Here is a 23,754-nt window from a genome sequence, read left to right as displayed (position 1 = left end):
TGTCCTCCCCGATTTGACGCTCGTATTTTGTTGACCGGATTATGGCTGGACGATCCGCAGATAGGGCTTCAACTCGGTCCAACCTTGCGGAAAATGTTCGCGCGCCTGCTGGTTGGTCAGGCTGGGCGCGATGATCGCCGGCTTGCCCGGCTGCCAGTTGACCGGCGCCGCCACCTTCTTGCCCAGCCAATCATGAAACCGGATCGGACCCTGGGTGCTCTGCTGTTCGAAATCCGGCGCGGTTTGACCGAGTAACAAAGACATTCATTCCTCCCTGATACCAACGGATGGGATCAATTGTTGAAGTGGCGGCCTTCCCTGACTTCGGGCACGTAGCCGGCGCGAATGGCAAAATCGCCGAAATGCTCGCCGGCGGCGCGCTCGGCGGCGTAATGCGCGATGATCTTTTCCAGCGCCGCGAGGATCTCCCCCTCGCCGACATTCTCCAGATACATCTTGTTGAGACGTTCGCCATGGAAGCCGCCGCCGAGATAGAGATTGTATTTTGCGGGCGCGCGGCCGGTGAAACCGATCTCGGCGATATAGGGGCGCGAGCAGCCATTGGGGCAGCCGCTCATGCGGATGGTGATCGGCTCATCCTGCAAGCCATGTGTCCCGAGGATCGCTTCGATCTTGGTCAGGAGGTCCGGCAGATAACGCTCGCTCTCGGCCATGGCGAGGCCGCAGGTTGGCAAGGCGACGCAGGCGATGGAGTTCAAACGCAAGGCGCTTTGTGCATTGGACCCGTCGAGGTGATATTGCCGCAAGATCTGCTCGATGGCGGGTCTGTCCTCTGCCGCGATATCGGCGATGACCAGGTTTTGGTTGGGGGTGACGCGGAAGGTGCCGCGATGCTGCCGGGCGATTTCCCGCAACCCATCCATCAACGGACGGTCAGGCCGATTGACGATGCGGCCGTTTTCGATGAAGAGGGTGAAGTGGCTGCGCTTGGTCTCATCCTCGGTCCAGCCGAAACTGTCGCCGTTCGAGGTGAAATGGAACGGCCGCGCCGGCTCCAGCGCAAAACCGAGCCTGGCTTCGATCGCCGCCTTGATCCAATCCAATCCCTTCTCGTCGATCGTGTATTTGAACCGCGCTTTGGCGCGATCGCGCCGGTCGCCGTAATCGCGCTGGACGCCCATGACCGCCTCCGCCGTGGCGAAGACCTGGTCGGCCGGTATATAGCCGATGACATCGGCCAGGCGCGGATAGGTGGCGGCACTCTGGTCGGACCGTCCCATGCCGCCGCCGATCGCGACATTGAAGCCCTCCAGCCCGGCCGGCCCGCCAATCGCGATGAAACCGAGATCCTGGGCATAGACATCGATATCGTTCACCGGCGGGATGACGAAGCCGATCTTGAATTTGCGCGGCATATAGGTGGCGCCATAGAACGGCTCCTCGGGCTCCGATGTCGCCACCCGCTCCTCGTCATACCAGATCTCGTGATAGGCCCGCATGCGGGGGATGGCGCGGTCGCTGGTGCGCCGGGCGAGATCATAGACATCGGCATGAAGCTGGGAGATCGCCGGATTGACCGAGCACATGACGCCGCGCGCATCATCGCCGCAGGCCGAGATGGTGTCGAGCAACGCGTCATGCAGACCTTGTATGGTTGCTTTCAGGTCGTGCTTCAGGATCCAGTGAAACTGGAATGTCTGTCGGGTGGTCAGGCGCAACGTCTCCTTGCCATGGGCGCGGGCAAGCTCGTCCAGTTTCAACCATTGCGCCGGGGTGCAGACCCCGCCGGCCAGGCGGACACGCACCATGAATTGAAAGGCGGGTTCCAGCTTCTGCCGCCGCCGCTCGTCTCGCAGGTCGCGGTCATCCTGCTGGTAGATGCCGTGGAACTTCATCAGCTTGGTATCGTCGGCCGCGACCGCGCCGGTCAGGCGGTCCAGCAGGCTGAGCGCGATCGTGCCGCGCAGATGATCGCTATTCGCCTTCAAGCTTTCATCGGGACCGAGCGCCGATAAGGGCTGCGACAGGTCGCGGCTGCGATCGGTATGGGGATAGATGGCAGTTTCGCTCATCAGCTTACCTCAAGAGACATCGCGCTCAATAGACATCACGCTGGTAACGTTCATCGCGCTGCAGGCCACGCAAGTAATCCGCGGCTGCTCCGGGCGACAGATTCCCCTGTGTCTCGATAATGGTGGCCAGCGTCTGATGAACATCCGGCGCCATGTTCGCAGCATCGCCGCAGACATAGATATTCGCCCCCTCTTCCAGCCAGGCGAAGATATCCGCCGCCTTTTCCAGCAGCCGATGCTGGACATATTTCTTGACCCCGCGATCGCGGGAAAAGGCGACATCCATCCGCGTCAACACGCCGTCTTTCATCAGGCGCTGCCATTCCGCCTGGTAGAGGAAATCGCTGCGGAAATTCCGGTCGCCGAAGACCAGCCAGCTCGGCCCGCCATTGCCGAGCACCTCGCGTTCCTGGAGGAAGGCCCGGTAGGGCGCGACGCCTGTCCCGGCGCCGATCATGATGATCGGCCGGTCGTCTTGCGGCAGCCGGAAATGCGGATTGGCATGCACATAGACGGGCAGGACCGCTTCCGGTTCCGCCCGGTCCGCGAGATGGCCGGAGGCAACGCCGCTGCGCCGGTCGCCATTCAGATCATAGCGCACCACCGACACCGTCAAATGCGCCTCTTCCGGTGCGGCCGCCAGGCTGGAAGCAATCGAATAAAGCCGCGGCTGCAAGGGACGCAGCCCGCTGACGAATTCCCCCGCATCGAGACCGGGAACCGGAAAACGCCGGATGATGTCGATGATCTGATGCCCCCGCAGGAAGGCATTGCGCTCCTCGGTCTGGTCGACCGCCTGCAGCCGTGCCAGTTCTGCGGCGGCGCTGAGCTTCGCCCAGTGATCGAGAAAGCGCGGCGTCGCGGTGGTGATTTCGACGTGCCGCGTCAGGGCTTGCGCCAAAGTGGTCTCGCCTGCCTTGAGGCTGACCGGCGTTGCGCCATCCAGCGCCAATTTCGCCATCACCTCATCGACGAGTGCCGGATCGTTGTTCGCCAGCACACCCAAGGCATCGCCCGGCTCGTAGCTGAGATCCGAACCGGAGAGTGAGACTTCGAGATGCCGGATCTCCTTGCTCGCCCCCCGCCCCGACAGAACGATATTCTCAATGACGGCAGCCTGGAACGGATGCTGCTTGTCATAGCTTCGAGCAGCGGCCGATGCCGGCGCGGTCGCGACGCCGTGCTGCAGCGGTGAGATCGAGGCTTTCGCCGCCCCACCCGCTTGCTCGCCGAGCTTGGCGACGACCGCCTTCCGCCATGCCGTTGCCGGTTCCTCGAAATCGATATCGCAATCGGCCCGGTCGAGCAGGCGTTCCGCGCCCAGTTCCTCGAACCGCCGGTCCAGCTTCTTGCCGGCCTCGCAGAAGAATTCGTAAGCGGAATCGCCCAGCGCCAGGACCGCGAAACGCAGATCCGGCAAGGACGGCGCCTTACGCCCCTCGATAAATTCGAAGAAGCCCGCGGCACGCTGCGGTGGGTCGCCTTCGCCATAGGTGCTGGTGATGATCAGCAGGTCCTGCTCGGTCTTCAGCAAACGCGGCTTGTAATCGGCCATATCGGTGACGGTCGGCGCAAGGCCGACCTCGCGCGTCTGCTCGGCCAGGCTCTGCGCCAGGGCCTGGCAATTGCCCGATTCCGTGCCATAGAGAATTGTCAGTTTGCGCGGTCCGGCCCTGCCCGCTTCCGCAAACTCGTCTGCCGGTTTCTCCGCAAGGCTGACCGGCATGGCGAGCCCATCCGCCGCATTGGCGATACCGGCGAGATAGCCGCTCACCCAAAGCGCTTGCGCCGGCGACAAGCTCGATGCCAGGTCCCGCAGCCGCGACCATTGCGTCGCCGTCAAAGCGTAGCTGGGCATCGCGCCTTGCTGGTACTGGTCGCCCTGCCCGCCGGATGTTTTCAACGGCGGTCGAACTACGGAATTCATGAGAAATCTCCACATCTTCAGTGTGGTATGTCCGCATCGCTGTAGTTTCTCTCCCCAGATCGGAGCAGACAAGCGAATGATATTGCGCTTTGTTAGCAATTATTTTGATATGAACGAATGGATATCAATCTCGCCCGGACATTCCTGGAAGTCGTTTCAACCGGCAGCTTCGTCACCGCCGCCGAGCGGCTGAATTTGACGCAGACCGCCGTCAGCGCCCGCATCCGCAGCCTGGAAGAACAGCTCGGCCGCCGGCTCTTCATCCGCAACAAGGCCGGCGCTCGCCTCACCCCCTCGGGCCAGCAATTCCGGCGATATGCGACAGCCTTCATTCAGATGTGGGAGCGGGCGCGCCAGCAAGTGGCCCTGCCGCCCGGACGCGCGGCGGTGGTGAGCGTGGGCGCCGAGCTCAGCCTATGGAGTCCGCTGCTCTCCGACTGGCTGATCTGGATGCACCGGGAAAGCCCCGACATCGCCTTGCGCGCCGAAGTCGATACGCCGCAAAGATTGCTCGACCGCGTGCAAGACGGCGCCCTCGATCTTGCTTTGCTCTACAGCCCGGAACAGCGGCCGGAACTGGTGATCGAATTGCTGATCGAGGAACAATTGGTCATGGTCAGCACGGAACCGCCGCCCTCCGGACAACCGCCGGCGAGGCCGCGGCTGGATGACTATATCTATGTCGATTGGGGTGCCGCCTTTGCCGCCAATCATCAGGTCGCCTTTCCCGAACTCAGCAATCCGGCGGTTGTCGTCACGCTTGGCCCCCTCGCCCTCACCTATCTGCTGACGGTCGGCGGCACCGGCTATTTCCGGTTGAGCGCTGTCCAGCAACATCTCGCCAATGGCCGGCTGCATCGCGTGCCGCAGGCGCCGGTCTTCTCGCATTCGGTTTATCTCGTTTATTCGACACGCGGCGAAGGCGATCTCATCGACCGGATCCGCGAAGGCCTGCGGGCCTGCGCCGCCAAGGAATGAGTCTCGCTCAGTCCCGCGTCGGCTGTTCGAAGATCAGCAATGTCGAGGTGGCGGAGGCGTAAAGCCTTCCTTCGGCATCGATCAGGCGCGCTTCGGTGAAAGCGACGCGCCGGCCGATGCTCATGATCTTGCCTTCGGCCCTGACCAGGCCGGTCTCGCCGGTAATCGCCTTGTGATAGGCGATTTTCAATTCGACCGTGGTATAGCCCTGTTCGGCCGAAAGACAGGAATGCGCCGCACAACCGCAGGCGGAATCCAACAGCGTCGCGGCATAGCCGCCATGCACCGAACCGATCGGATTGAAAGCATGGGGGCCCGGCGTACCGGCGAAAACCGCACGCCCCTTCTCCACCTCAACCAGTTCGAATTGCAGCGTCGCGCAGATCGGCGGCTGGCGTTTCGTGGCGATCAGCGCCTGCAATTGCTCCAGCCCGCTCAGCCTGCCGTTATGTTCCTGCAGCACATTCATCGCGCTTCCCTTTTATTGTGCGGTACCGTGATCGACCGCGCCATGCTGCGCAGGATATCGGCCGACAGTTCCTCATCCTCGACGGCGCGCGCCAGCACGATGGCGCCGACCATGCCGGCGATGGCCACCATCGCCTTTCCGCGCGTGGCCGCAGCCGAGCGGCCGGGCAGCAGGCTGGCAAGCCGGTCGATCATGCTTTTGGTGCCGATGGTCACTGCGCGGCGCACCGCCCCGCCCTGGCGTCCGGCCTCGCTCGCCAAAGCCGGCAGCACACAGCCTTTACCCGGATTGTCGCGATGGGCGGTCGAGAGATAGGACATGACCAGCGCTTCCAGCGCCGCGGCGGCAGTCTTTTCCGCTCCAGGCTTTTCGCTGGCGGCCTTTTCACTCGCGGCTGCGACCCGCTTCTCCCATTCCAGCAACGAGGTCTCCATCGCCCGGGCACAGGCCTCGGCCGCCAGACTATCCTTCGAGGCGAAATGGCCGTAGAAGCCGCCATGGGTCATGCCGGCGCTTTTCATCAGATCGGCCACGCCGATCCCGTCAAAACCCTTTTCGCGAAACAGCCTGGCCGCCGTCTCGACGATCCGTTCGCGATTGGCCGCCGCCTGTTCCCTGCTGACTTTCACCTCAGTCTCCTTTCCTCCAATCTGGCCTGGCTGATAAATGATGTCCATCATATATTTTTCGCACGGCATGAATTACAAGCTGGCTTGTCCCCTCGGGCTTGATCCGAGGATCTATGGTTGCAGCTGATGAAAATTGCCTGCATCGCACGGCAGGTGTCGGTCCGTCTGACATCGCGCCCACTTCCGCCATGGACGAGCGGGAACGGCCGGCAGGGTGCGAGCGCGGCTGACTACAAGCGAGCTTTCATCACCTCATTGGTGACAGTCATCGCACGGCATCAGTCACAAACCGGCTTGTCACCCTCGGACCCGATCCGAGGGTCCATGGTTGCAGCTGTTGAAAGTTGCCTGCATCGCACAGCAGATGTCGGTCCGTCTGACATCGCGCCTCACTTCCGTCATGGACGAGCGGGGAATGGCCGGCAGGGTGCGAGCGCGGCTGACTACAAGCGAGCTTTCATCACCTCATTGGTGACAGTCATTGCACAGCATCAGTCACAAACTGGCTTGTCACCCTCGGACTTGATCCGAGGGTCCATGGTTGCGGCTGATGAAAGTTGCCTGCATCGCACAGCAGATGTCGGTCCGTCTGACATCGCGCCTCACTTCCGTCATGGACGAGCGGGGAATGGCCGGCAGGGTGCGAGTGCGGCTGATTTGATGCATTGCTGCCAGTCATCGCACTGGAATCAGTCACAAACTGGCTTGTCACCCTCGGACTTGATCCGAGGGTCCATGGTTGAAGCCAAGCTTGGTCTTGGATGACAGGGCCGTTTCGACCACAGCGGCCCTGCTATTGTTCGGTCGCAACGGTCCCACCCAACTCCTTCAACCGCTTTTCCAGAAACCGCCGCTCCGGTTCCTGGCGCGTGAGATCGAGGGCACGCTGATAGGCGGCGCGCGCTTGCGGCACCTGGCCGAGGCGGCGATGAAGATCCGCGCAGGCGGCATAAGCGAGACGATAATCGGCAAGATCGCCGCGCGCCAGAATCGCTTCGATCAAATCAAGACCCGCAGCCGGAGCATCGCGCATCGCCACGGCGACGGCACGGTTGAGCTCGATCACCGGCGAGGGCGTCACGCGCAGCAACACGTCGTAAAGGCCGACGATCTGCCGCCAATCGGTGGCGCCCGGTTCCGCTGCTTCGGCATGAACGGCGGCGATCGCGGCCTGCAAGGTATAAGGCCCGAAGCGCCGCGAGGTCAGCGCCTGTTCCACCAGCGCCGAGCCTTCCTCGATGAAATCCCGGTTCCACAAGCTGCGGTCCTGATCTTCCAGCAGGATCAACTCGCCATCCGGGGCGCTGCGGGCGGCGCGGCGGGAATCCTGCAGCAGCATCAGCGCCAGCAGGCCGATCGCCTCAGGTTCTGGCAGCAAGGCGGTGAGCAGACGACCGAGACGAATGGCCTCGCCGCAGAGATCGTGCCGCGTCACGCTCGCGCCGGACGAGGCGTAATAGCCTTCGTTGAAGACCAGATAGACCACCCGCAGCACACTATCCAAACGCTCCGGCAATTCCGCGACTGGCGGCACCTGATAGGGAATGCGGGCATCGCGGATCTTCGACTTGGCGCGCACGATGCGCTGCGCCAATGTCGTCGGCGCCGTCAGGAAGGCATGGCCGATCTCCTCGGTGGTGAGGCCGCAGACCTAGCGCAAGGTCATCGCCACCTGGGCGTCAGGCGCCAGCGCCGGATGGCAGCAGGTGAAGATCAGCCGTAGCCGGTCATCTTCCATGCCTGCTTCTTCGGCTTGGTCTTGCTCGCTCGTACCGGGATCGATCTCGCTCTCGGCATCGAGTTCCGCCGCGATCTGCACCAGCGAGGCATTGAAGCGCGCGCGCCGCCGCAGATTATCGATCGCCTTGAAACGTCCGGTGGAAACCAGCCAGGCGCGCGGATTGGCTGGGATGCCGTCCTCCGGCCAACGTTGCGCCGCGGCAGCGAAGGCCTCGTGCAGTGCTTCTTCTGCCAGATCGAAATCGCCGCCGAGCAGCCGGATCAGGGTCGCCAGCACACGCCGTGAATCGGTGCGATAGACCGCCTCCACCATCCGTGCCGCTTCCCTGCTTTCGACCATCGCCCCGCTCTTCAAGCATCATCATTCGCCCTCGCACAATGCCGACAACAAACCAGGTTGTCACCCTCGGGCTTGACCCGAGGGTCCATGGTCGAGGGCGCGCAGAATGGGAAAGAGCGCAAAGACCCGGCACAACACCGCCGCCAATGGTCAGTTGCACGATGGACCCTCGGGTCAAGCCCGAGGGTGACAAGCAGGTATGCCGCTGCCGGACTGCGATGATGGGAGCCATCGACGTCACCCCCTCGCACAATGCCGGCAACCAACCGGCTCGTCACCCTCGGGCTTGACCCCAGGGTCCATGGGTGAAGCCGGACGCTGTCATAAGTGAGCGTTGCATTGACATATGCGATGGCCGCCGAGCCCATACCCTACCCCGCCGGCGCACAGTCCCGGCAGGGCCGGATCTCGATCGTGCCGTGCGCTGCCACCGGAATATGCGAGGCGATCTCGATCGCCTCGTCCAGGGTCGCGGCCTCGATCAGGTAGAAGCCGGCGATCTGTTCCTCGGTTTCGATAAAGGGCCCGTCGGTCACGTCGATCCTGCCATTGCGCAGCCGGACGATCGCCGCGCTGGCAGCTTTCTGCAGGGGCAGGCTGACGACATATTGCCCCTTCTCGGTCAGCTTCTCGTTGAAGTCGCGATGGGCGGCGAAGAATCCGGCCAGTTCCTCCTTGGGACGGGCGAAGGCTTGTTCCTCATCCCAATGGATCAGGCAGAGATAGCGCATGCATTCACCTCACATCACACGGACGCGCATCACGCACCCACCGGCAACACGCCCTTGGGCTCCGACAGATCCCAGATCGGCCGGATCTCGATGCTGCCGATCGGCGCCGAGGGGATCTTGGCGGCGACCTGGATGGCGTCGTTGAGATCCTTGGCATCGATCAGGTAGAAGCCGGAGAGCTGTTCCTTGGTCTCGATGAAGGGACCGTCGGTTGTCGCCACCTTGCCGCCGCGCACCCGCACGATGGTGGCGGCATCGGCATTCTGCAACGCCTGGGCGATCACGAAATGGCCGCTCCGCTGCAGCGTCTCGTCATAGGCCAGATGGGCGGCGATCAACGCATCCATCTCTTCCTTCGGCATGGCCGCCAGTTGTTCCTCGTCCAAATGAATCATCACCAGATACCGCATGTCATGCTCCCTCATCGCTCCTGTTATGACCGGCTGACCGGGCGTATCTCGATACTGCCCAGTTCCGCCATCGGGATTTTCGCGGCCACGCGCAGCGCCGCATCCAGATCCGTGGCGTCGATCAGGATGATGCCGGCCAATTGCTCCCTGGTCTCGGCAAAGGGTCCGTCCATCGCCCGGGTCCTGCCGGACTGCACACGGATGGTCGTCGCGGTTCGCACCGGCTCCAGGGCCAAAGCGAGGGCCAGATATCCGCTGCGTTGCAGCAGGTGATTGTACTCGGCTGAAGCCCGCAGCAAGGCGTCGAGCTCGATTTTCGACAGGGCTGCCATTCGCTTTTCCTCGACATAGAGCTGACAGAGATACCGCATGTTCCTCCCCATGATCTGCCGCAGATATCCCTGGTCGTTCGGCTGACACAAATTCGACAAAACAACCGCGCCTCGGATGCTTTTCCCCTCACCTCATGCGTTTTCCGATTTTTGGGCCCCGATTGTCGAAATCGCCTGCCCCGGGCGACTAGCTTAAGCAACAGCAATGGAGGTTTCCATGTGTCCCGCCGGCATCGCCACCCTGGCTTATATTCTCGCCGCGGCCGGCATAGGCGGCGGTGTGGTCTTTTTCGGGATGAAGGCCGGGCCAAAATCCTGGCCGAAATCGGGGTGCAAGGGGGCACCGCCTGCCACGACATTCAGGCCGCCACCGCGTCGCCGCGCCTCGCTCTGGTGAGAGCCAATGTGGCGAGGCCAAGAAAAACGGCAGGCGGTGAAGCCTGCCGTCGGGAAGTCAAAAAAGGAATGGTCTTAGTGGCGCGAAAAGCCGTAATAGCGCCTCAGGGCCTGGACCCGACCAATATCGATGTCGAAGTGACGGGCAATCGCCTGATCGCCCTGGCCATCTTCGAGCCATTGGCGCAAAGCTGAAACGGTAAGCTGCGCGACATGGTGTTGCGGTGCCGGCTCAGCCTGCCGCCCGGTACTGGACGGCTCGGCGCTAGACGGTGCGGGACTGGACTGCTCGCGGCTGGACACAGCTTTGCTGCGGCCACGCCATATCTGCCGGCCTGTCTCATCCAGCATGGGAAAGTCACGGCGTTCTGCGATGCGTTCCGCCATTTTCTGCACGACGGTGTTCATGCGAGCCTCTCCATAAACCCAAAGATGATCCGATCTTTTGTCCCAGTGCGGTGGGTATCCGAAACCCGCCAGCCGGATGGAAGTTCCGGCTGGCAGATCGATCGCTTCATTTTTGATCACGTCATTCTTGTTCATCAGCCCGCCTGATTTCAGGCGGCGTGCTTGGCCGTGTTCTTCACCGCCTTGATGGTCTTATGCGCATGGTGCGTATGGTGCGCATGATGCGAACGGTGCGTGGTCTCATCGTCCGCCTCACTGGCCTCGTCGGCGAGATCCTCGCTTCGCTTGCGCAGATCCTCGATCGAGCTCTGCGCCAGATCGGCACAGCATTCCTGCAGCTTGCGCCCAAGCTCCATCCAATTCTGTGTCCGCTGCGACGCAGCATCCAGCATCACTGCCGCCATCTGTGTCTCGGTCGTCAGGAGATCTGCCGGGCCCTGACAGTGCATCATTTCCTGCACCGTCTTCTGCATGCGGCCCGCGGCCTCGTTGAAGACATCCATCTGCCGACTATAGGTATCGGTGTAAGCCTCCTGCATCGTCTGGGTGAAATGCTGCAGACGCATCATCTGCGCATCGAGAAGATCGGTTGCGGCGCTGCCCGGGCGATACCAGCCCACGCCCAGCGTATTGGGCCATGCGAATGTGCTGGCGGAAAAGATGCTCTTGCTGTCGTCTGCTTTCATTGTCATGCCACTCCTCCACTATGAAGCGATGTCATTATGCTGCGTCGGGTAGCCGGATCGGCAAAAAGCTATATGCCCCAGTCTTGGCACCGCCAGCTGGTTTCTTGCCGTGAAAATGTTTCCGGCTTATTCGATGAGTAATGATCTGCTCCACCGTCTATGCGGCGGTTGCCTTGATCTGTCTCAAAGAAACATCAAAACAGTTCTGACCAATTGGTCGATTCTGTTTTTCATCATTCGCCGATCTTCCTCCCGTGACGGAAGCATCGCGTGAGGGGCATGCTAGCCGAAGCCCTTCGTCGATGCGACTCTTTTAGCGGCGAATGCGCGTGATATTTCAATGAAAGCGACGATTTCGATGCCTGTTCTCGACTCAATTATGGAATACCAGCAGAATCATCAAACAAATGACTGCACTGCATCGCGTGGCAATTGCCGATGCATTCAAGATATGCGCGCGAAGGCATGTCTATGCCGGTAGCGCCATGAAGATGATGTGAGTATCGCTATCGTTCTTGTCGCCGGACTGACATCGGTAACTGAAGACGCCATTCTCAATTTTTCAGCGATCATCCGCCGCCACATTAGCCACCTGCCGTTCATCGCATCGCAGGGCCTCTGTCACCGATGCTCCATCGAACCGCCCCACAAACGTCGCCGCGCTGTAGGCTCTTTGTCATGTAGCAGGACTATGCTCTGCGCGGTCATGAAGCGAGTCATGAGTCGTACATATTGCCTGACTCCTGGCATCATGATCGCTGGCTCCCGTCCGGTGCAAAGGAATGACGATGCCGCGCTGTCTTTCCGGGCCTCATGCCGGCCCGCTGCTCACACGCCGTGCGGCCTTGCGGCTGGCAGGGGCAAGCCTGGCCAGCGGTTTTCTCGCCGCACCTTATGTGGCACGCGCGACCGGCACGGCCGCAACCGCCCGACAGACGCATTGGCGCAATGGCAATCCTTTCAGCCTCGGCGTGGCCGCCGGTGAGCCTTCCGTCGATGGCTTCGTCCTCTGGACGCGCCTGGCGCCGGAGCCGATCGGAACCGATCCGCAAAAACCCGGCGGCATGGATCCTCATGCCGGCGATATCGAGATCGCCTATGAGATCGCCGCCGATCCGGATTTCCGCGATATTCATCGCAGCGGCAAAGCCATCGCCGAAGCCGCCTATGCCCATTCGGTGCATCTGGAACTTGCCGGCCTCGCGGCGAACCGGCCCTATTGGTATCGCTTCGCCAGCGGCGATGCAGTCAGCCGCGCGGGCCGTGCCGTGACTGCACCGCTGCCGGGCACGCCGCTCGATCGGCTCAAGATCGCGGTCGCCTCCTGTTCGAATTACGAGCGCGGCTATTTCAGCGCCTATCGCCACCTGACCGACGAGCAGCCGGATCTCGTGCTCTTCCTCGGCGATTACATTTATGAAAAGGTGCTTGCCCCCGGCAAGGCACTGCGTCCGCACAGCCACGGCGCCGTCGCTGCGGACCTGCACGGCTATCGCGATCGCTATGCGCAATATCGCCTGGACGAGGATCTGCAGCGGCTGCATGCCGAACTGCCGATGCTGATCACCCTCGACGATCACGAAGTCCAGAACGATTATGCCGGCGAATGGTCGGAGACTTTCGACCCGCCGGCGCGTTTCCTGGAGCGCCGCGCCGCCGGCTTCCAGGCATTCTACGAACATATGCCGGTGCGGCCCAGCCGCGCCCGGCCGCAGGGCCCGGATATGCGTATCTATGAGCGCTTCTCCTTCGGCGATCTTGCCGAGATCACCATGCTGGATGGACGGCAATATCGCGACCGCGAGGCCTGCTATGGCCCGCCCGATCGCGGTGGCGGCCATCTCGTCACCGATGCCTCCTGTCCTGAACGCCTTGACCTCTCCCGCTCGATCCTCGGCGCGACGCAGGAACGGTGGCTGCATGACGGCATCGCTGCCGCCGCGCGCCAGGGCACCACGCGCTGGAACCTCTTCGGCCAGGATGTGCTGATGGCGCAGTTCCGCCAGCCGCAGCCGGCACCGGAACACGGTTTTGCTTTTTCGACCGATCGCTGGGATGGCTATCCCGGCAGCCGCGCGCGGTTCATGCAGCAGCTTCACGCCACCGCCTTGCGCAACCCGGTCGTGCTCAGCGGCGACATTCACTCTTTCTGGGCCAATGACCTGCATCTCGACGCCGGCAATCCCGCCTCACCGCTGGTCGCCAGCGAATTCGTCGGCACCTCGATTACCTCGCCGGGGCCTGATTATCGAGCCCTCACAGCCTGGCTGCCCGCGAATCCCCAAGTCAAATTCTTCGACAGCCGTAAGCGCGGCTATATGGCGATCGAGATCACCCGCGACAGCCTGACGGCGCATTTCCGTACCATATCTGACGTGACCGATCCCAAAGCCAGCCTCAGCACCCTGCGTAGCTTCGTTATCGAAAACGGCCGCCTCGGTACGATGAGTGTATAACGGATGGGCAAACCGGCCATCGGCTGCAAGGATAGACTTGCGGTCCGGCTAAGGCCGCCCCCGGCCGTCCTTCCGACATGCGACGCTCAAGCGGCTGCAACGAAAATCAGCGTCAGGACACCGGCGAAATGTGTAAGCACGCCGATCAGGACACAGCCATGCCAGACGGCATCGGTCCAGCGGCCGACGCCGCGCCAGAAGATCGCCGCGCCGCCGGTATAAGCGATGCCGCCCAGCACCAGGAAGACAAGTGCGGTGAACGGGCTCCGATCGATGATCGACACGAGGTCGAAGAGAAACAGCCAGCCCAAAGCGAGATAAATGGGAATGAATGCACGGTCGTAGCGTTCGCGCAGAATCATCTTCAGGATGATACCGGCCACGGCCAAAGCCCATACCCATTCCAAGAGGCCGATCCCGAACGGGCCATGGAAACCGGAGGCGACGAAAGGCGTATAGGTGCCGGCAATGAGCAGGAAGATGGCGGCGTGATCGAGCAAACGCATGATCTGCCGCCGCCGCATCAGGTGCGGCGTCATGCGCTGCACCACATTGTAATACCATGAACAAAAGGAACAGCAGAGCAGACAGATACCGTAGGCAAGGCCTGTCAGGGTGCCGCGATGCCAGTCGAACAGGACACCCAGTGCGGTCAAGGCGGCAAGCGCCGAAACGCTGAAACCGAATGTTGCTGTCAGAAATGCCTGGTTGAGGCGGCGGTCCGCGCTTAGCGATGCGGTGCCGTCCGTGAGCCTTCGCGCCTGCATGACTTGATTGTACCAGTCCGACCCCATCACGTCATTGTATTAGTCCCTTGCATTCTCCATCCGATGGCGCTTGCTAAGCCATAAAAAGAAGCCCATGGTTGTTTTTGCTTCCGCTGCCTGCCCCGATGGCGAAACTCGCTTCGATACTTTCGGAACAAATCCACCGAAAAGATCACCGAGATCTATTCGGTCTATCTGAGGTTTTGCCGTGGTTTCACAGCTCGATGTCATTCCGCATCTGCGAGGCGCGCCTCGTTATTCACCGAAGCGAAACCGCTTCGTTTTCGGCTTGACCAACCATGAGTTATTCGTTGCCGTCGCGGTCGATCCACGCATTTGCAATGGCTGGTGCCAGGCTGGGAGCATTTCGTATGGCGAGTGTTCCAGCATGCTCTCGCAGCGGCGCGACCGCATCGAAGCAGGTATTCAATGCCTGCTCCGGCAGCGCACCGGCAGGGAGATGAACGAGAATGCTGATTCCGAAGAGAAGCCGACGGACGATTTAACCGCCGAGGATATCGACAGCTCGCATCTCGAATTCTGGAACCCTGCCGAACTCGAAGATGCCTTCTAATGGACTAATGCGCCATCAGCAGTGGCACTGTCGTGTGCTTCAACAGATGGCGCGTCACACCACCGAGAAAAAATTCATGCATACGGGTATGTCCGTAGGCGCCCATGAGGAGCAGGCTTGCCTGCTTCGTCTTTGCTGCCTCGATCAGGGATTCGCCGATCGATTTTAAGTGGCGGCTTTCGATCTGCCGCGCCGTAATGCCATGACAAGCGAGATATTGCATGAGCTGCGACAGACCCATGTCGACGTTTGCGTCTGGGTAACAAAAAATCGAAACGCGTCCAGCGGTGCGCAAAAAACTCGTCGCCTGCGCCAGGACATGACTGATTTGCAGGCTTCCATCCCAGGCAATTACAACATGCTTCAGGATTTCGTCCGGTGGATTCTTCGGGACGACAAGTGTCAGCCGTCCGGTAGCGGAAAGCGCCGTATCGAAAATTCGCTGAGATGCCCCGGAAGCCCGGTTCGGCCTGAAGCAAATGATCAGGTCGCTCAATCTGCCCATCAATGTCAGCGCAGCCGTCGGATCGCCGATGTGCTCAGTGAAGGAAACTTGGAAGGCAAATTCCGGATCGTATTCGTCCGTAACGCGATAATTGTGCTCTGAGGCCCATTTCTCCAATTGCACCCGGATTTCAGCTGTAATCGCTGCGCCGGCCGCTTCCAACTCTTGCTCATCCGTTCCCGCACCGGTGGCGACTTCTGACCCGAAAATCCGCCCGTTGGCCGGCTCCACCCGAAAAAACGCGACTTGCAGACACGCTCGGCCGCTTTTGATGATCTGTTGCGCTACATCGAGCAACCGATTGTCAAACGGACATTCATAAAGGGGGATCAGAATTCTTCCAGTCATCGCACGGTTTCGTTATACCCGGCTTTTTCGCCCACCGGAGTAGCTTCTTCAGTCGAGCGCTCATCCGCCGCTAAAGCTGCCACCAATTCGGAGGGATCGACCGTCCATGTCTGGACAATGCCTGGTCGATCGGGTTGAGGGTGCAAGTGGATCAGGGTGCTGACCCGGCGATACGCGATGAAGGAAAGATCGTCAATCGTCTCTTCATCGGTTTCGATTTCATAATTACCGGGGGGCTGAAGCTGATCAAGACCGGTCAAGCGAAACGGATGATTGAAAACGACGAAGGTGGTGACAGTGCGCGTGGTCATGGGATATCTCCTCATATCGGCCACGGCAGTCAGGACCTGTTCGGCCGGATCGAGAGAGAATCAGCGATCAGCGCGATCCTGTGCATCCATGTAGTTGTTAAATGGGGTGGCAGTGAGGCTTTACAATACGCGGGACAATATGCGGGGCGAGCGACCGGCGCTGCTACCGCAGCTGATCGACACAATGACCGGCCGTCCGGTAACTAGGAAAGATTGCTCAGGGCAGTTGCTCCTCGCAATCTTAGGTAGTGATTCGACCGCTGGGCCACAGATATCGCGTAATCGCGGCAATTTTGTCCTTGGCTTTTCCTGCCGGCGTCGCTAAGTGAACGGCCATTGGATGCTGGCGGGAACCCGCTCGGCGCCAACGCCGTGGGACAGCACGGCGTCACATTTCAATCATCTATCGTCGCCAGCGACCCCGCCGATGCCGCCCGCATCGGTGCGCTGTCGAAAGCGGGAACAGGCGGAACATGTCCTACGCCGTAAAAGAAATCTTCAAAACCTTGCAAGGCGAAGGGGCCCAGGCCGGGCGCAGCGCGGTCTTCTGCCGTTTTGCCGGTTGCAATCTGTGGTCGGGCCGCGAGGCGGACCGCGCCCATGCGGTTTGCCGTTTCTGCGATACCGATTTCGTCGGGATCGACGGCGAAAATGGCGGCCGCTTTGCCGATGCCGCGACGCTGGTTGCCGAGATCGCCCGCATCTGGGGCGGCGAGAAACCCGGCCGCTTCGTCGTCCTGACCGGCGGCGAGCCGTTGTTGCAAGTCGATGCCGTGCTGATCGACGCCCTGCACCATCAGGGCTTCGAGATCGCCGTGGAGACCAACGGCACGATCGAAGCACCTGCCGGGCTCGACTGGATCTGCGTCAGTCCGAAGGCCGATACCGAGCTGAAGCAAAGACGCGGCCATGAATTGAAACTGGTCTATCCGCAGGCAGAAGCCGATCCCGCGCGTTTCACCGGGCTGGACTTCACCCATTTCTGGCTGCAGCCGATGGATGGCCCGGCGCGGCAGGCCAATACCGCCGCCGTGGTGGATTATTGCCTTAGCCATTCGCAATGGAAGCTCAGTCTGCAAACCCACAAGCTCATCGGAATTCCCTGATGTTCGAATTGACCAAGCAATTCCGCTTCGAAGCGGCTCATACCTTGCAACGGCGCATTGAGACCGATTCCAGCCGCCGTATCCACGGCCATTCCTACCGGGCCGAGATCGCCTTGCGCGGCTATCCCGATCCGGCAACCGGCATGCTGGTCGATCTCGGCCTCTTCGAACAGGCATTGGAAGATGCGCGCGATGCACTCGACCATCGTTTCCTCGATGAGGTTCCCGATCTCGGCCCGGCCACCTTGGAAAATCTGTCGCGCTGGATCTGGCAGCGCCTGGTTCCCGTTGCACCCTCCGGGCTTTACCGCGTCACCGTCTATCGCGACAGCGCCGGTGAATCCTGCTCCTATTTCGGACCCGTGCAACTGGCGGGCCGGGCTGCAAGTGGAGCAGCGGCATGAATAATAAAGCCATCGTGCTGTTCTCCGGCGGCCAGGATTCCACCACCTGCCTCGCCTGGGCGCTGGAGCGTTTCGATCAGGTCGAGACCCTCGGTTTCGATTATCGCCAGCGCCATGCAATCGAGCTTGAGCAGCGCAACGTCGTCATCGCGCAGATGCGCGCCCTATCGCCCGCCTGGTCGGTAAGGCTGGGCGAGGATCACCTGCTCGATCTCGGCGTGCTGTCGCAAGTGAGCGACACCGCCCTCACCCGGGATGTCGAGATCATCGCCAATGCCCAGGGGCTGCCGAACACCTTCGTGCCGGGACGCAACCTGCTCTTTCTCACCTTCGCCGCTGCCCTCGCCTGGCGGCGCGGCGTCAAGCATATCGTCGGCGGCATGTGCGAGACGGATTTCTCCGGCTATCCGGATTGCCGCGATGACACCATCAAGGCCCTGCAGGCGACACTCAACCTGGGCATGGACCAGCGCTTCGTCCTACATACGCCGCTGATGTGGCTCGACAAGGCAGCAACCTGGCAGCTCAGCGCCGAAATCGGCGGCGGCGCCTTCGTCGATCTCATCCGCGAACACAGCCATACCTGCTATCACGGCGACCGTACGCAGCGGCACGGCTGGGGCTATGGCTGCGGCACCTGCCCGGCTTGCGAGCTTCGCGCCAGAGGCTGGGAACAGTGGCGGCTGGCGGTACCCGCGGCAGGAATATAGCACCACACAGTAAATTGATTGCGAACGACGGCCCTGGACGGGGGTTGCATTCCTTAGCAACATATGCGACCGGGCATTATGGCCGATCCGGTCCTGAAGGTTGGAAAGGACGCGTGCATGCAGGATCACCGTGCAGAAAAAGTGGCGGACGAGCCGTCGGATGACGACATCGCCGCCTTTTTGGATAACGCACCGGAGAGCCCGCATACAGCTTTGCGATCACTGTTGCGCAACGCCTTCTCCCGCATCGCCGACGCCGAATTCAGCCGCGGCAATGCTGCCCGCCTGCTCTGCGACGGCCCGGCCAATTATCCGGTCTGGCTGGCGGCTATCGCCGAGGCCAAGCGGGTCGTGCATCTGGAAAATTACATCATCGACGATGATGCGGTCGGCCAGCAGTTTGCCGATGCGCTGATGCGGGCCGCAGCCCGCGGGGTCAGATGCCGCGTGCTGTATGACTGGCTCGGCTGCGGCATCCGCACGCCGCGCCGCTTCTGGCGCATGCTGCGCGAGGCCGGTGTCGAGGTGCGCTGCTACAACCCGCCGCGCTTATCGACGCCCATCGCCTGGATCAGCCGCGACCATCGCAAATTGCTGACGGTCGATGGCGCCGTCGCCTTTGCCGGCGGCTTGTGCATCAGCAAGAACTGGGCGCCCGATCCCTCGCGCGGCCGTGCCCCCTGGCGCGATACGGCGGTCGAGATACGCGGCCCGGCGGTGCGCCATCTCGAGGCTTCCTTCGCCGATAGCTGGGCTGCCGCGGGACCGCCTTTGCCGCCGGAAGATCTGCCGCAGGACCTGCCGGTCGCGGCAAATGAGGATACCGCCGAAGACATGGCAACGCCGACCGTGCCGATCGGCGATGTCCCGCCCTCGCAATCGACCGACTTCATCGGCCCGCTCGATCTCTGGGTCGTCGCCGGGCGGCCGGACAATATGGGCCTCTATCGCCTGCAGCAGATGGTCGCCAGCACGGTGAAGCACCGCCTCTGGCTGGCCGATGCCTATTTCGTCGCCACCACCGGCTATGTGAACACCCTGACCGATGCGGCGCGGGCGGGGGTCGATGTGCGGCTGCTGGTGCCGGGCTCCAGCGACGTCCCCTTGATCAAGGCGCTGTCGCTCGCCGAATACCGGCCGCTGCTGGAAGCCGGCGTGCGGGTCTTCGAATGGAACGGCCCGATGATGCATGCGAAGACCACGGTCGCCGATAGCTGCTGGGCGCGCGTCGGATCGAGCAATTCCAATCTGGCGAGCTGGATCTCCAACCGCGAATTGGACATCACCATCGACGACCGCGTCTTCGCCCGCGCCATGGAGGCGATGTATCTGCGCGATCTGCGCAATTGCACGGAGATCGTCCTGCAGGCCGGCAAGGTCCGGCCCGGCGGCGGCTATGTCGCCGATGAAGAAGAGGATGCCGATTTGCCGCCGGCGCCGGCCGGACAAGCAACCACCTGGCCGCAACACCGCCCGAATCCGATCGGTCGCGGCAGCCAGCGCGCCAATGCCGGGCGTTTGCTCGCCGGCACGATCGGCGCCGGCAGCTCGATCGGCGCCAGCCTCAGCCAGCATCGCGCCTTGACCTCGACCGAAGCGCGGGTCATTGCAGTCGGTGGCCTGGTCCTGGTTGGGCTGGCGCTCCTTGCCGTCCTGGCGCCGAAGCTGATCGCCTACCCCCTGGCGGTGATCGCGGTCTGGATCGGCATCGCATTGCTGCTGCGTGCCTGGAGGCTGCATTTTGCCAGCAGGCCGGCGCAGGGACATAACCGGTCACAACATGATCGGACACGATCAAGTGACGGCCGCAGTTGATAGGGGCCCTGCATTGATATTGCTGGCCAGGAACACAACATTGCTATGATTGCCTGGAAAGTGGTCATGAGGAGCCGGTAGGTAGTCCAGCATGAAGATCATCAGTTGGAATCTGCTGCATCGCGCCGGGGCGAATTTGGGCGAGATCGAGAAACTCATCCAGCATGAACAACCCGATCTGCTGCTGCTGCAGGAAACCACCGAGGAGATCGACCTGCTGCCGGGCCTGGTCGGAGGCCATTATGCCAGGGCGCCCCTGCCGGACCGCCGCCACGGCCTTGCGGTCTGGAGCCCCGAGCCCTTGCATCAGGTGCCGGAAATTCTCACCTTGCCGCGCGGCCTGCTGATCCGCCGGGTGTGCCAGATCATCCTGCTGAAGGATTTCACCGTCGCCAATGTGCATCTCTCGCATGGGCAATTGCTGAACCGGCGCCAGCTTCGCCGCATTGCCGATATCCTGCCCCGGCGCGCCGCCATTCTCGGCGATTGCAATCTGGTAGGCCCGCCTCTGCTGCCGGGCTTCCGCGATGTCGGCCCCCGCCAGCCGACTCATAATTGCGGCAATGTCATTCCCCTGCGCCTCGACCGCTGCTTCGTGCGCGATCTCAATTGCGAGGAAACCACGATCCTCGGTCGCGGCGCGTCGGATCATGTCCCCATCACCGTCCGGCTCTCGCTCAACGCGGATGAGGAGCCCAGCTCCCGGCGCGACAAACGAAAAAGCATTCTCGCCCGCATGGCGCGCCGCGCGGATGCGCCGGAAATCGAGCTATAGCCCGCCACCCGGCAGCAAGGCATCGTCACAGCAAGTCGTCCTCGCCGACCGCATCCAGCCAGTTTGAGACCAGCGACAAACTGGCCTGGAAGACATAGCTTCCCTTGTGATCGCGCACCTTGACGATCATGACACGGCAGTCGCCGTCCGGCCATTCGTCCCGGGCGATATCGGGCAGCACCCTGATCGCTGCCGCGCGGACATCCTCGGGTCTCGCGAATTCGCTCCCGATCTGATCGCGGGTAGCCCGCCGTCCGCTATCGATGTCGAAATAGTATCGCATGCACATACTCCAAGTCAGTCGCGTGCCGCCTCCCGGGGACTCTCCTCCCGACACACCTGCTTTATCCGCCGTCCAAATGCAGATAATTGCCGTCGAAACCGGCGAATTCCTTGAGCTGTTTCACATTGGGGATGATCAAGCGATGATCGCGGAACACCACCAGGCCATCCTCGCGCAATTGCTGGAGCACCCGGTTCACATGCACCGTGGATATGCCCAGCGTATCGGCGAGCGCTTCCTGGGTCAGCGGCAGGTGATAGCTGTTCTCATCGGCCAGTTCCACCGTCTGCAAGCGCATCAGCAATTCGCAGAAGAGATGCCCCAAGCGCTGGTCGGACGGACGCTGGCCGAGATTGACTAGCCATTCGCGCAATGTTGCCGCATCCACCAATGTCGCCCACCACAAGGCGCGGGCGATGCGTGGATAATTCGTCGTCAGATCCTCGATAGTTTCCGGCGAAATGAACACGACCTTGCACGGGGTCAACGTGCACATTGCATGATCCATCCGCCGCAGGATCGCGACGTGAAGATCGCAGATATCGCCTGGCACCAGATAAGCGATGATCGAGCGGCGGCCATTTTCCAGGATCTTATAGCGGCAGACGAAGCCTTCGAGGATCAGGCGCACATGTCCGGGTGGATCGTGCTCGCGGATCAGATCCTGATACGCCTCGATCCGGGAAGACGTCTCGATCAGCGCGTCGAGGCGCTGCCGGTCATCGGATGTCAGCTTGCTGCCATGCCCCAGCTTCATCGTCAGCGGGTTGCCCATGATCCTCCTGCCGGCTGTTGCGGGCGACCGCTGCAACCGCGACGCATACTTTGCGCTCGACGCAGCGGCGATCCGCGTCGTGTTGATTTGCGCTGCTAAGCGCCGGCGGCTTGGTCGTCCTCGATCCGTTGCACGGTGGGGAACACCACGCGGGCAATCATACCAGATGGCTGCGCCGGTGCGATCTCGAACCTGCCCCGCAGGCCCGCCGCAAGATAGCGCACCAGTAAAAGGCCGGAAGAGACATCTGTCCCATCACCAGTCCCGCTATCCAGGCGGGCCAGCGCGGCATCATGGCCGAGCCCGTCATCCGCGACTTCCAGCAACATATGGCGATCGGCCACGGGCAGGAACCGGATGGTGATCTCGCCCGCTTCCCGGCCGACGAAGGCGTGTTCCAGGCAATTGGTCACCAATTCGTTGATGATCAACGTCAGCATCGTCGCCTGTTGATCATTGACCGACTGTCTGACCGACTGTCCGTCCATCGCCTCCACGCTGACCGAAACACGTTGATCCGTTCCGATGGTGTTCCAGAAGCGCGCTGATTCACGTAGATAGGCAGCAAAACCCTGCCCCTCGGCGCCCGCCAGCCCCTGTTGCAGCCGGCCCATGGCAACGATGACGCCGGAAAACCAGGCGAGGAGATCGCGGGCTTCCTCGCTTTCGACCGATCGGCTGCGCAAGCGCGTGAGGCTGCTCAAAAGCTGGAAGCAATTCGCCAGGCGATGGCGCGTCTCGACGAGCATTACATCCACATCGGCCTTGTCCGCCTTGTTTATGACGCGCGACTTCATGCATCTCTCCTTTCGGCGATAGGTGGTGGCCGGTGTCAGTGCCGTAGCCGCAAGCCCAGCGGACAAACCGAACCGCCTCAGCAGCAAAGATAGTTAGAAGATCGCGGGAGACTTCGCCTCAACATATGTTAATCGCCGGCACGATTGCGCCGCACGGATGGGCAGCGTCGTTCCTTTTGCCTAGCCGACCTGTGTCAACGGCGCATAGGTTTCAGGCCGCCGGTCTCGGAAGAATTGCCAAGTGTTGCGAACCTCGCGGATCATGTCGAGATCCATGTCATGCACCAGCAATTCATCCTGGTCGCGGCTGGCGATGGCCTCGATCTGGCCGCGCGGGTTGACGAAATAGCTCTGCCCATAGAACTCGCCGATATTCCAGGGCGCCTCAGTGCCGATGCGATTGATGGCACCGATATAAACGCCATTGGCGACTGCCGCTGCCGGCTGTTCCAGCTTCCACAGATATTCGGAGAGACCGGCGACGGTGGCGGAAGGATTGACGATGTAATCCGCGCCATTCAAAGCGAGTGCCCGCCAGCCTTCGGGGAAATGCCGGTCATAGCAGATATAGACCCCAAGCTTGCAATACCGCGTCTCGAAGACCGGATAACCCGAGGCTCCCGGCTTGAAGAAGAACTTCTCCCAGAAACCGGCGACCTGCGGGATATGGGTCTTGCGGGTCTTGCCGAGATAGCTGCCATCGGCATCGATCACTGCCGCCGTATTGTAATAGAGGCCGGTCATCGCCTCTTCATAGATCGGCACGACGATGACCATCTCATACTTCCGGGCGAAATCCTGCATCAGCCTGACCGTCGGCCCGTCGGGGATCCGCTCGGCGGCGGCATACCATTTGGCATCCTGGCTGGGACAGAAATAAGGCTGGGTGAAGACCTCTTGGAAACAGAGTACCCGCACGCCTGCTTTGCCCGCCTGTTCGATCAGCGGTGCATGGGCGTCCAGCATCGCTCTGGCGATGTCCTCCGGGGCCTTGTCGGTGGAAGTCTTGAGCCCCATCTGGATCAAGCCGCCGCGCAACATCGTCATCC

At 61.7% G+C, this 23,754-nt stretch carries 27 protein-coding genes; 8 read left to right on the top strand and 19 right to left on the bottom strand.

Annotated elements, in window-relative coordinates; translation table 11 throughout:
* Window positions 1–39 precede the first annotated feature (39 nt).
* The 3 genes from SMD27_RS24350 to SMD27_RS18260 are packed head-to-tail and all read right to left on the bottom strand — an operon-like array spanning window position 40 to window position 3,960.
* Window positions 40–264, bottom strand: a complete 225-nt coding sequence (locus SMD27_RS24350) for a hypothetical protein (RefSeq protein ID WP_320509869.1) — start codon at window positions 262–264, stop codon at window positions 40–42.
* 29 nt (window positions 265–293) lie between these two features.
* A complete protein-coding gene (gene cysI / locus SMD27_RS18265) occupies window positions 294–2,033 on the bottom strand; it encodes an assimilatory sulfite reductase (NADPH) hemoprotein subunit (protein WP_320509868.1) in 1,740 nt (579 codons plus the stop codon).
* A 25-nt stretch (window positions 2,034–2,058) separates the two neighbouring features.
* Window positions 2,059–3,960 (bottom strand): assimilatory sulfite reductase (NADPH) flavoprotein subunit, encoded by a 1,902-nt coding sequence (locus tag SMD27_RS18260; protein WP_320509867.1) that lies wholly within the window; start codon window positions 3,958–3,960, stop codon window positions 2,059–2,061.
* 117 nt (window positions 3,961–4,077) lie between these two features.
* On the opposite strand from SMD27_RS18260, the gene SMD27_RS18255 reads away from it, so the two are divergent.
* On the top strand, window positions 4,078–4,938 hold the full coding sequence (locus SMD27_RS18255; RefSeq protein WP_320509866.1) for a LysR family transcriptional regulator: 861 nt from the start codon (window positions 4,078–4,080) through the stop codon (window positions 4,936–4,938).
* Between the two features lie 7 nt (window positions 4,939–4,945).
* Here SMD27_RS18255 and SMD27_RS18250 read toward each other — a convergent pair whose 3' ends face one another.
* The 9 genes from SMD27_RS18250 to SMD27_RS18210 all read right to left on the bottom strand — a co-directional run bounded on the left by SMD27_RS18250 (window position 4,946) and on the right by SMD27_RS18210 (window position 11,085).
* Window positions 4,946–5,407: a PaaI family thioesterase gene (locus SMD27_RS18250; protein ID WP_320509865.1), complete on the bottom strand. Its 462-nt coding sequence runs from the start codon at window positions 5,405–5,407 to the stop codon at window positions 4,946–4,948.
* Window positions 5,404–6,036 (bottom strand): TetR/AcrR family transcriptional regulator, encoded by a 633-nt coding sequence (locus SMD27_RS18245; RefSeq protein WP_320509864.1) that lies wholly within the window; start codon window positions 6,034–6,036, stop codon window positions 5,404–5,406. The genes SMD27_RS18250 and SMD27_RS18245 overlap by 4 nt, the downstream gene beginning before the upstream one ends.
* A gap of 793 nt (window positions 6,037–6,829) precedes the next feature.
* Window positions 6,830–7,630, bottom strand: a complete 801-nt coding sequence (locus tag SMD27_RS18240; protein ID WP_320509863.1) for an RNA polymerase sigma factor — start codon at window positions 7,628–7,630, stop codon at window positions 6,830–6,832.
* A gap of 57 nt (window positions 7,631–7,687) precedes the next feature.
* A complete protein-coding gene (locus tag SMD27_RS18235) occupies window positions 7,688–8,116 on the bottom strand; it encodes a sigma factor (RefSeq protein ID WP_320509862.1) in 429 nt (142 codons plus the stop codon).
* Window positions 8,117–8,487: 371 nt separating this feature from the next.
* Entirely contained in the window at window positions 8,488–8,847 is a 360-nt protein-coding gene (locus tag SMD27_RS18230; RefSeq protein ID WP_320509861.1) for a YciI family protein, read from the bottom strand.
* 29 nt (window positions 8,848–8,876) lie between these two features.
* The gene (locus tag SMD27_RS18225; RefSeq protein ID WP_320509860.1) at window positions 8,877–9,257 is read right to left on the bottom strand and encodes a YciI family protein; all 381 of its coding nucleotides are present in this window, start codon (window positions 9,255–9,257) and stop codon (window positions 8,877–8,879) included.
* Window positions 9,258–9,280: 23 nt separating this feature from the next.
* A complete protein-coding gene (locus tag SMD27_RS18220; protein WP_320509859.1) occupies window positions 9,281–9,628 on the bottom strand; it encodes a YciI family protein in 348 nt (115 codons plus the stop codon).
* 432 nt (window positions 9,629–10,060) lie between these two features.
* Window positions 10,061–10,393, bottom strand: coding sequence for a hypothetical protein (locus tag SMD27_RS18215; protein WP_320509858.1), 333 nt, complete (start codon window positions 10,391–10,393; stop codon window positions 10,061–10,063).
* A gap of 149 nt (window positions 10,394–10,542) precedes the next feature.
* Window positions 10,543–11,085, bottom strand: a complete 543-nt coding sequence (locus SMD27_RS18210) for a phasin family protein (RefSeq protein ID WP_320509857.1) — start codon at window positions 11,083–11,085, stop codon at window positions 10,543–10,545.
* Between the two features lie 776 nt (window positions 11,086–11,861).
* Here SMD27_RS18210 and SMD27_RS18205 point away from each other — a divergent pair.
* Window positions 11,862–13,535 carry an alkaline phosphatase D family protein gene (locus SMD27_RS18205; protein WP_320509856.1) on the top strand — a complete coding sequence of 558 codons (1,674 nt, stop codon included), beginning with the start codon at window positions 11,862–11,864 and terminating at the stop codon, window positions 13,533–13,535.
* Between the two features lie 86 nt (window positions 13,536–13,621).
* Here SMD27_RS18205 and trhA read toward each other — a convergent pair whose 3' ends face one another.
* Complete coding sequence (gene trhA, locus SMD27_RS18200; RefSeq protein WP_320509855.1) at window positions 13,622–14,302, bottom strand: PAQR family membrane homeostasis protein TrhA; 681 nt, start codon at window positions 14,300–14,302, stop codon at window positions 13,622–13,624.
* 208 nt (window positions 14,303–14,510) lie between these two features.
* Between trhA and SMD27_RS18195 the strand changes: the two genes are divergently transcribed.
* Window positions 14,511–14,876, top strand: a complete 366-nt coding sequence (locus tag SMD27_RS18195) for a hypothetical protein (protein WP_320509854.1) — start codon at window positions 14,511–14,513, stop codon at window positions 14,874–14,876.
* 4 nt (window positions 14,877–14,880) lie between these two features.
* On the opposite strand, the gene SMD27_RS18190 is transcribed toward SMD27_RS18195, so the two are convergent.
* Both SMD27_RS18190 and SMD27_RS18185 read right to left on the bottom strand, forming a co-directional pair.
* Window positions 14,881–15,678, bottom strand: coding sequence for a universal stress protein (locus SMD27_RS18190; protein WP_320509853.1), 798 nt, complete (start codon window positions 15,676–15,678; stop codon window positions 14,881–14,883).
* A gap of 47 nt (window positions 15,679–15,725) precedes the next feature.
* A complete protein-coding gene (locus SMD27_RS18185) occupies window positions 15,726–16,040 on the bottom strand; it encodes a hypothetical protein (RefSeq protein ID WP_320509852.1) in 315 nt (104 codons plus the stop codon).
* 473 nt (window positions 16,041–16,513) lie between these two features.
* Here SMD27_RS18185 and queE point away from each other — a divergent pair, with 473 nt between their 5' ends.
* The 5 genes from queE (at window position 16,514) to SMD27_RS18160 (ending at window position 20,850) form a co-directional block, all read left to right on the top strand.
* Window positions 16,514–17,146 carry a 7-carboxy-7-deazaguanine synthase gene (queE, locus tag SMD27_RS18180; RefSeq protein ID WP_320509851.1) on the top strand — a complete coding sequence of 211 codons (633 nt, stop codon included), beginning with the start codon at window positions 16,514–16,516 and terminating at the stop codon, window positions 17,144–17,146.
* Window positions 17,146–17,550, top strand: a complete 405-nt coding sequence (locus SMD27_RS18175; RefSeq protein ID WP_320509850.1) for a 6-pyruvoyl trahydropterin synthase family protein — start codon at window positions 17,146–17,148, stop codon at window positions 17,548–17,550. Before queE ends, SMD27_RS18175 begins: the two co-directional genes overlap by 1 nt.
* Entirely contained in the window at window positions 17,547–18,260 is a 714-nt protein-coding gene (gene queC / locus SMD27_RS18170) for a 7-cyano-7-deazaguanine synthase QueC (protein WP_320509849.1), read from the top strand. The genes SMD27_RS18175 and queC overlap by 4 nt, the downstream gene beginning before the upstream one ends.
* A 117-nt stretch (window positions 18,261–18,377) precedes the next feature.
* The gene (locus SMD27_RS18165; protein ID WP_320509848.1) at window positions 18,378–20,075 is read left to right on the top strand and encodes a phospholipase D-like domain-containing protein; all 1,698 of its coding nucleotides are present in this window, start codon (window positions 18,378–18,380) and stop codon (window positions 20,073–20,075) included.
* A gap of 91 nt (window positions 20,076–20,166) precedes the next feature.
* On the top strand, window positions 20,167–20,850 hold the full coding sequence (locus SMD27_RS18160; protein WP_320509847.1) for an endonuclease/exonuclease/phosphatase family protein: 684 nt from the start codon (window positions 20,167–20,169) through the stop codon (window positions 20,848–20,850).
* A 25-nt stretch (window positions 20,851–20,875) separates the two neighbouring features.
* Here the strand turns inward: SMD27_RS18160 and SMD27_RS18155 are convergent, their stop codons facing one another.
* From SMD27_RS18155 to SMD27_RS18140, 4 genes are all read right to left on the bottom strand, one after another.
* Window positions 20,876–21,133, bottom strand: coding sequence for a DUF6894 family protein (locus tag SMD27_RS18155; RefSeq protein WP_320509846.1), 258 nt, complete (start codon window positions 21,131–21,133; stop codon window positions 20,876–20,878).
* A gap of 61 nt (window positions 21,134–21,194) precedes the next feature.
* Window positions 21,195–21,908 carry a Crp/Fnr family transcriptional regulator gene (locus SMD27_RS18150; protein WP_320509845.1) on the bottom strand — a complete coding sequence of 238 codons (714 nt, stop codon included), beginning with the start codon at window positions 21,906–21,908 and terminating at the stop codon, window positions 21,195–21,197.
* A gap of 95 nt (window positions 21,909–22,003) precedes the next feature.
* Window positions 22,004–22,705, bottom strand: coding sequence for a sensor histidine kinase (locus tag SMD27_RS18145; protein ID WP_320509844.1), 702 nt, complete (start codon window positions 22,703–22,705; stop codon window positions 22,004–22,006).
* A gap of 180 nt (window positions 22,706–22,885) precedes the next feature.
* A complete protein-coding gene (locus tag SMD27_RS18140; RefSeq protein ID WP_320509843.1) occupies window positions 22,886–23,752 on the bottom strand; it encodes a nitrilase-related carbon-nitrogen hydrolase in 867 nt (288 codons plus the stop codon).
* Window positions 23,753–23,754 lie beyond the last annotated feature (2 nt).

The organism is Dongia soli (assembly GCF_034044715.1).
Classification (GTDB): Bacteria; Pseudomonadota; Alphaproteobacteria; order Dongiales; family Dongiaceae; genus Dongia_B; species Dongia_B soli.
This window is presented reverse-complemented; position numbering and strand designations above follow the sequence as displayed.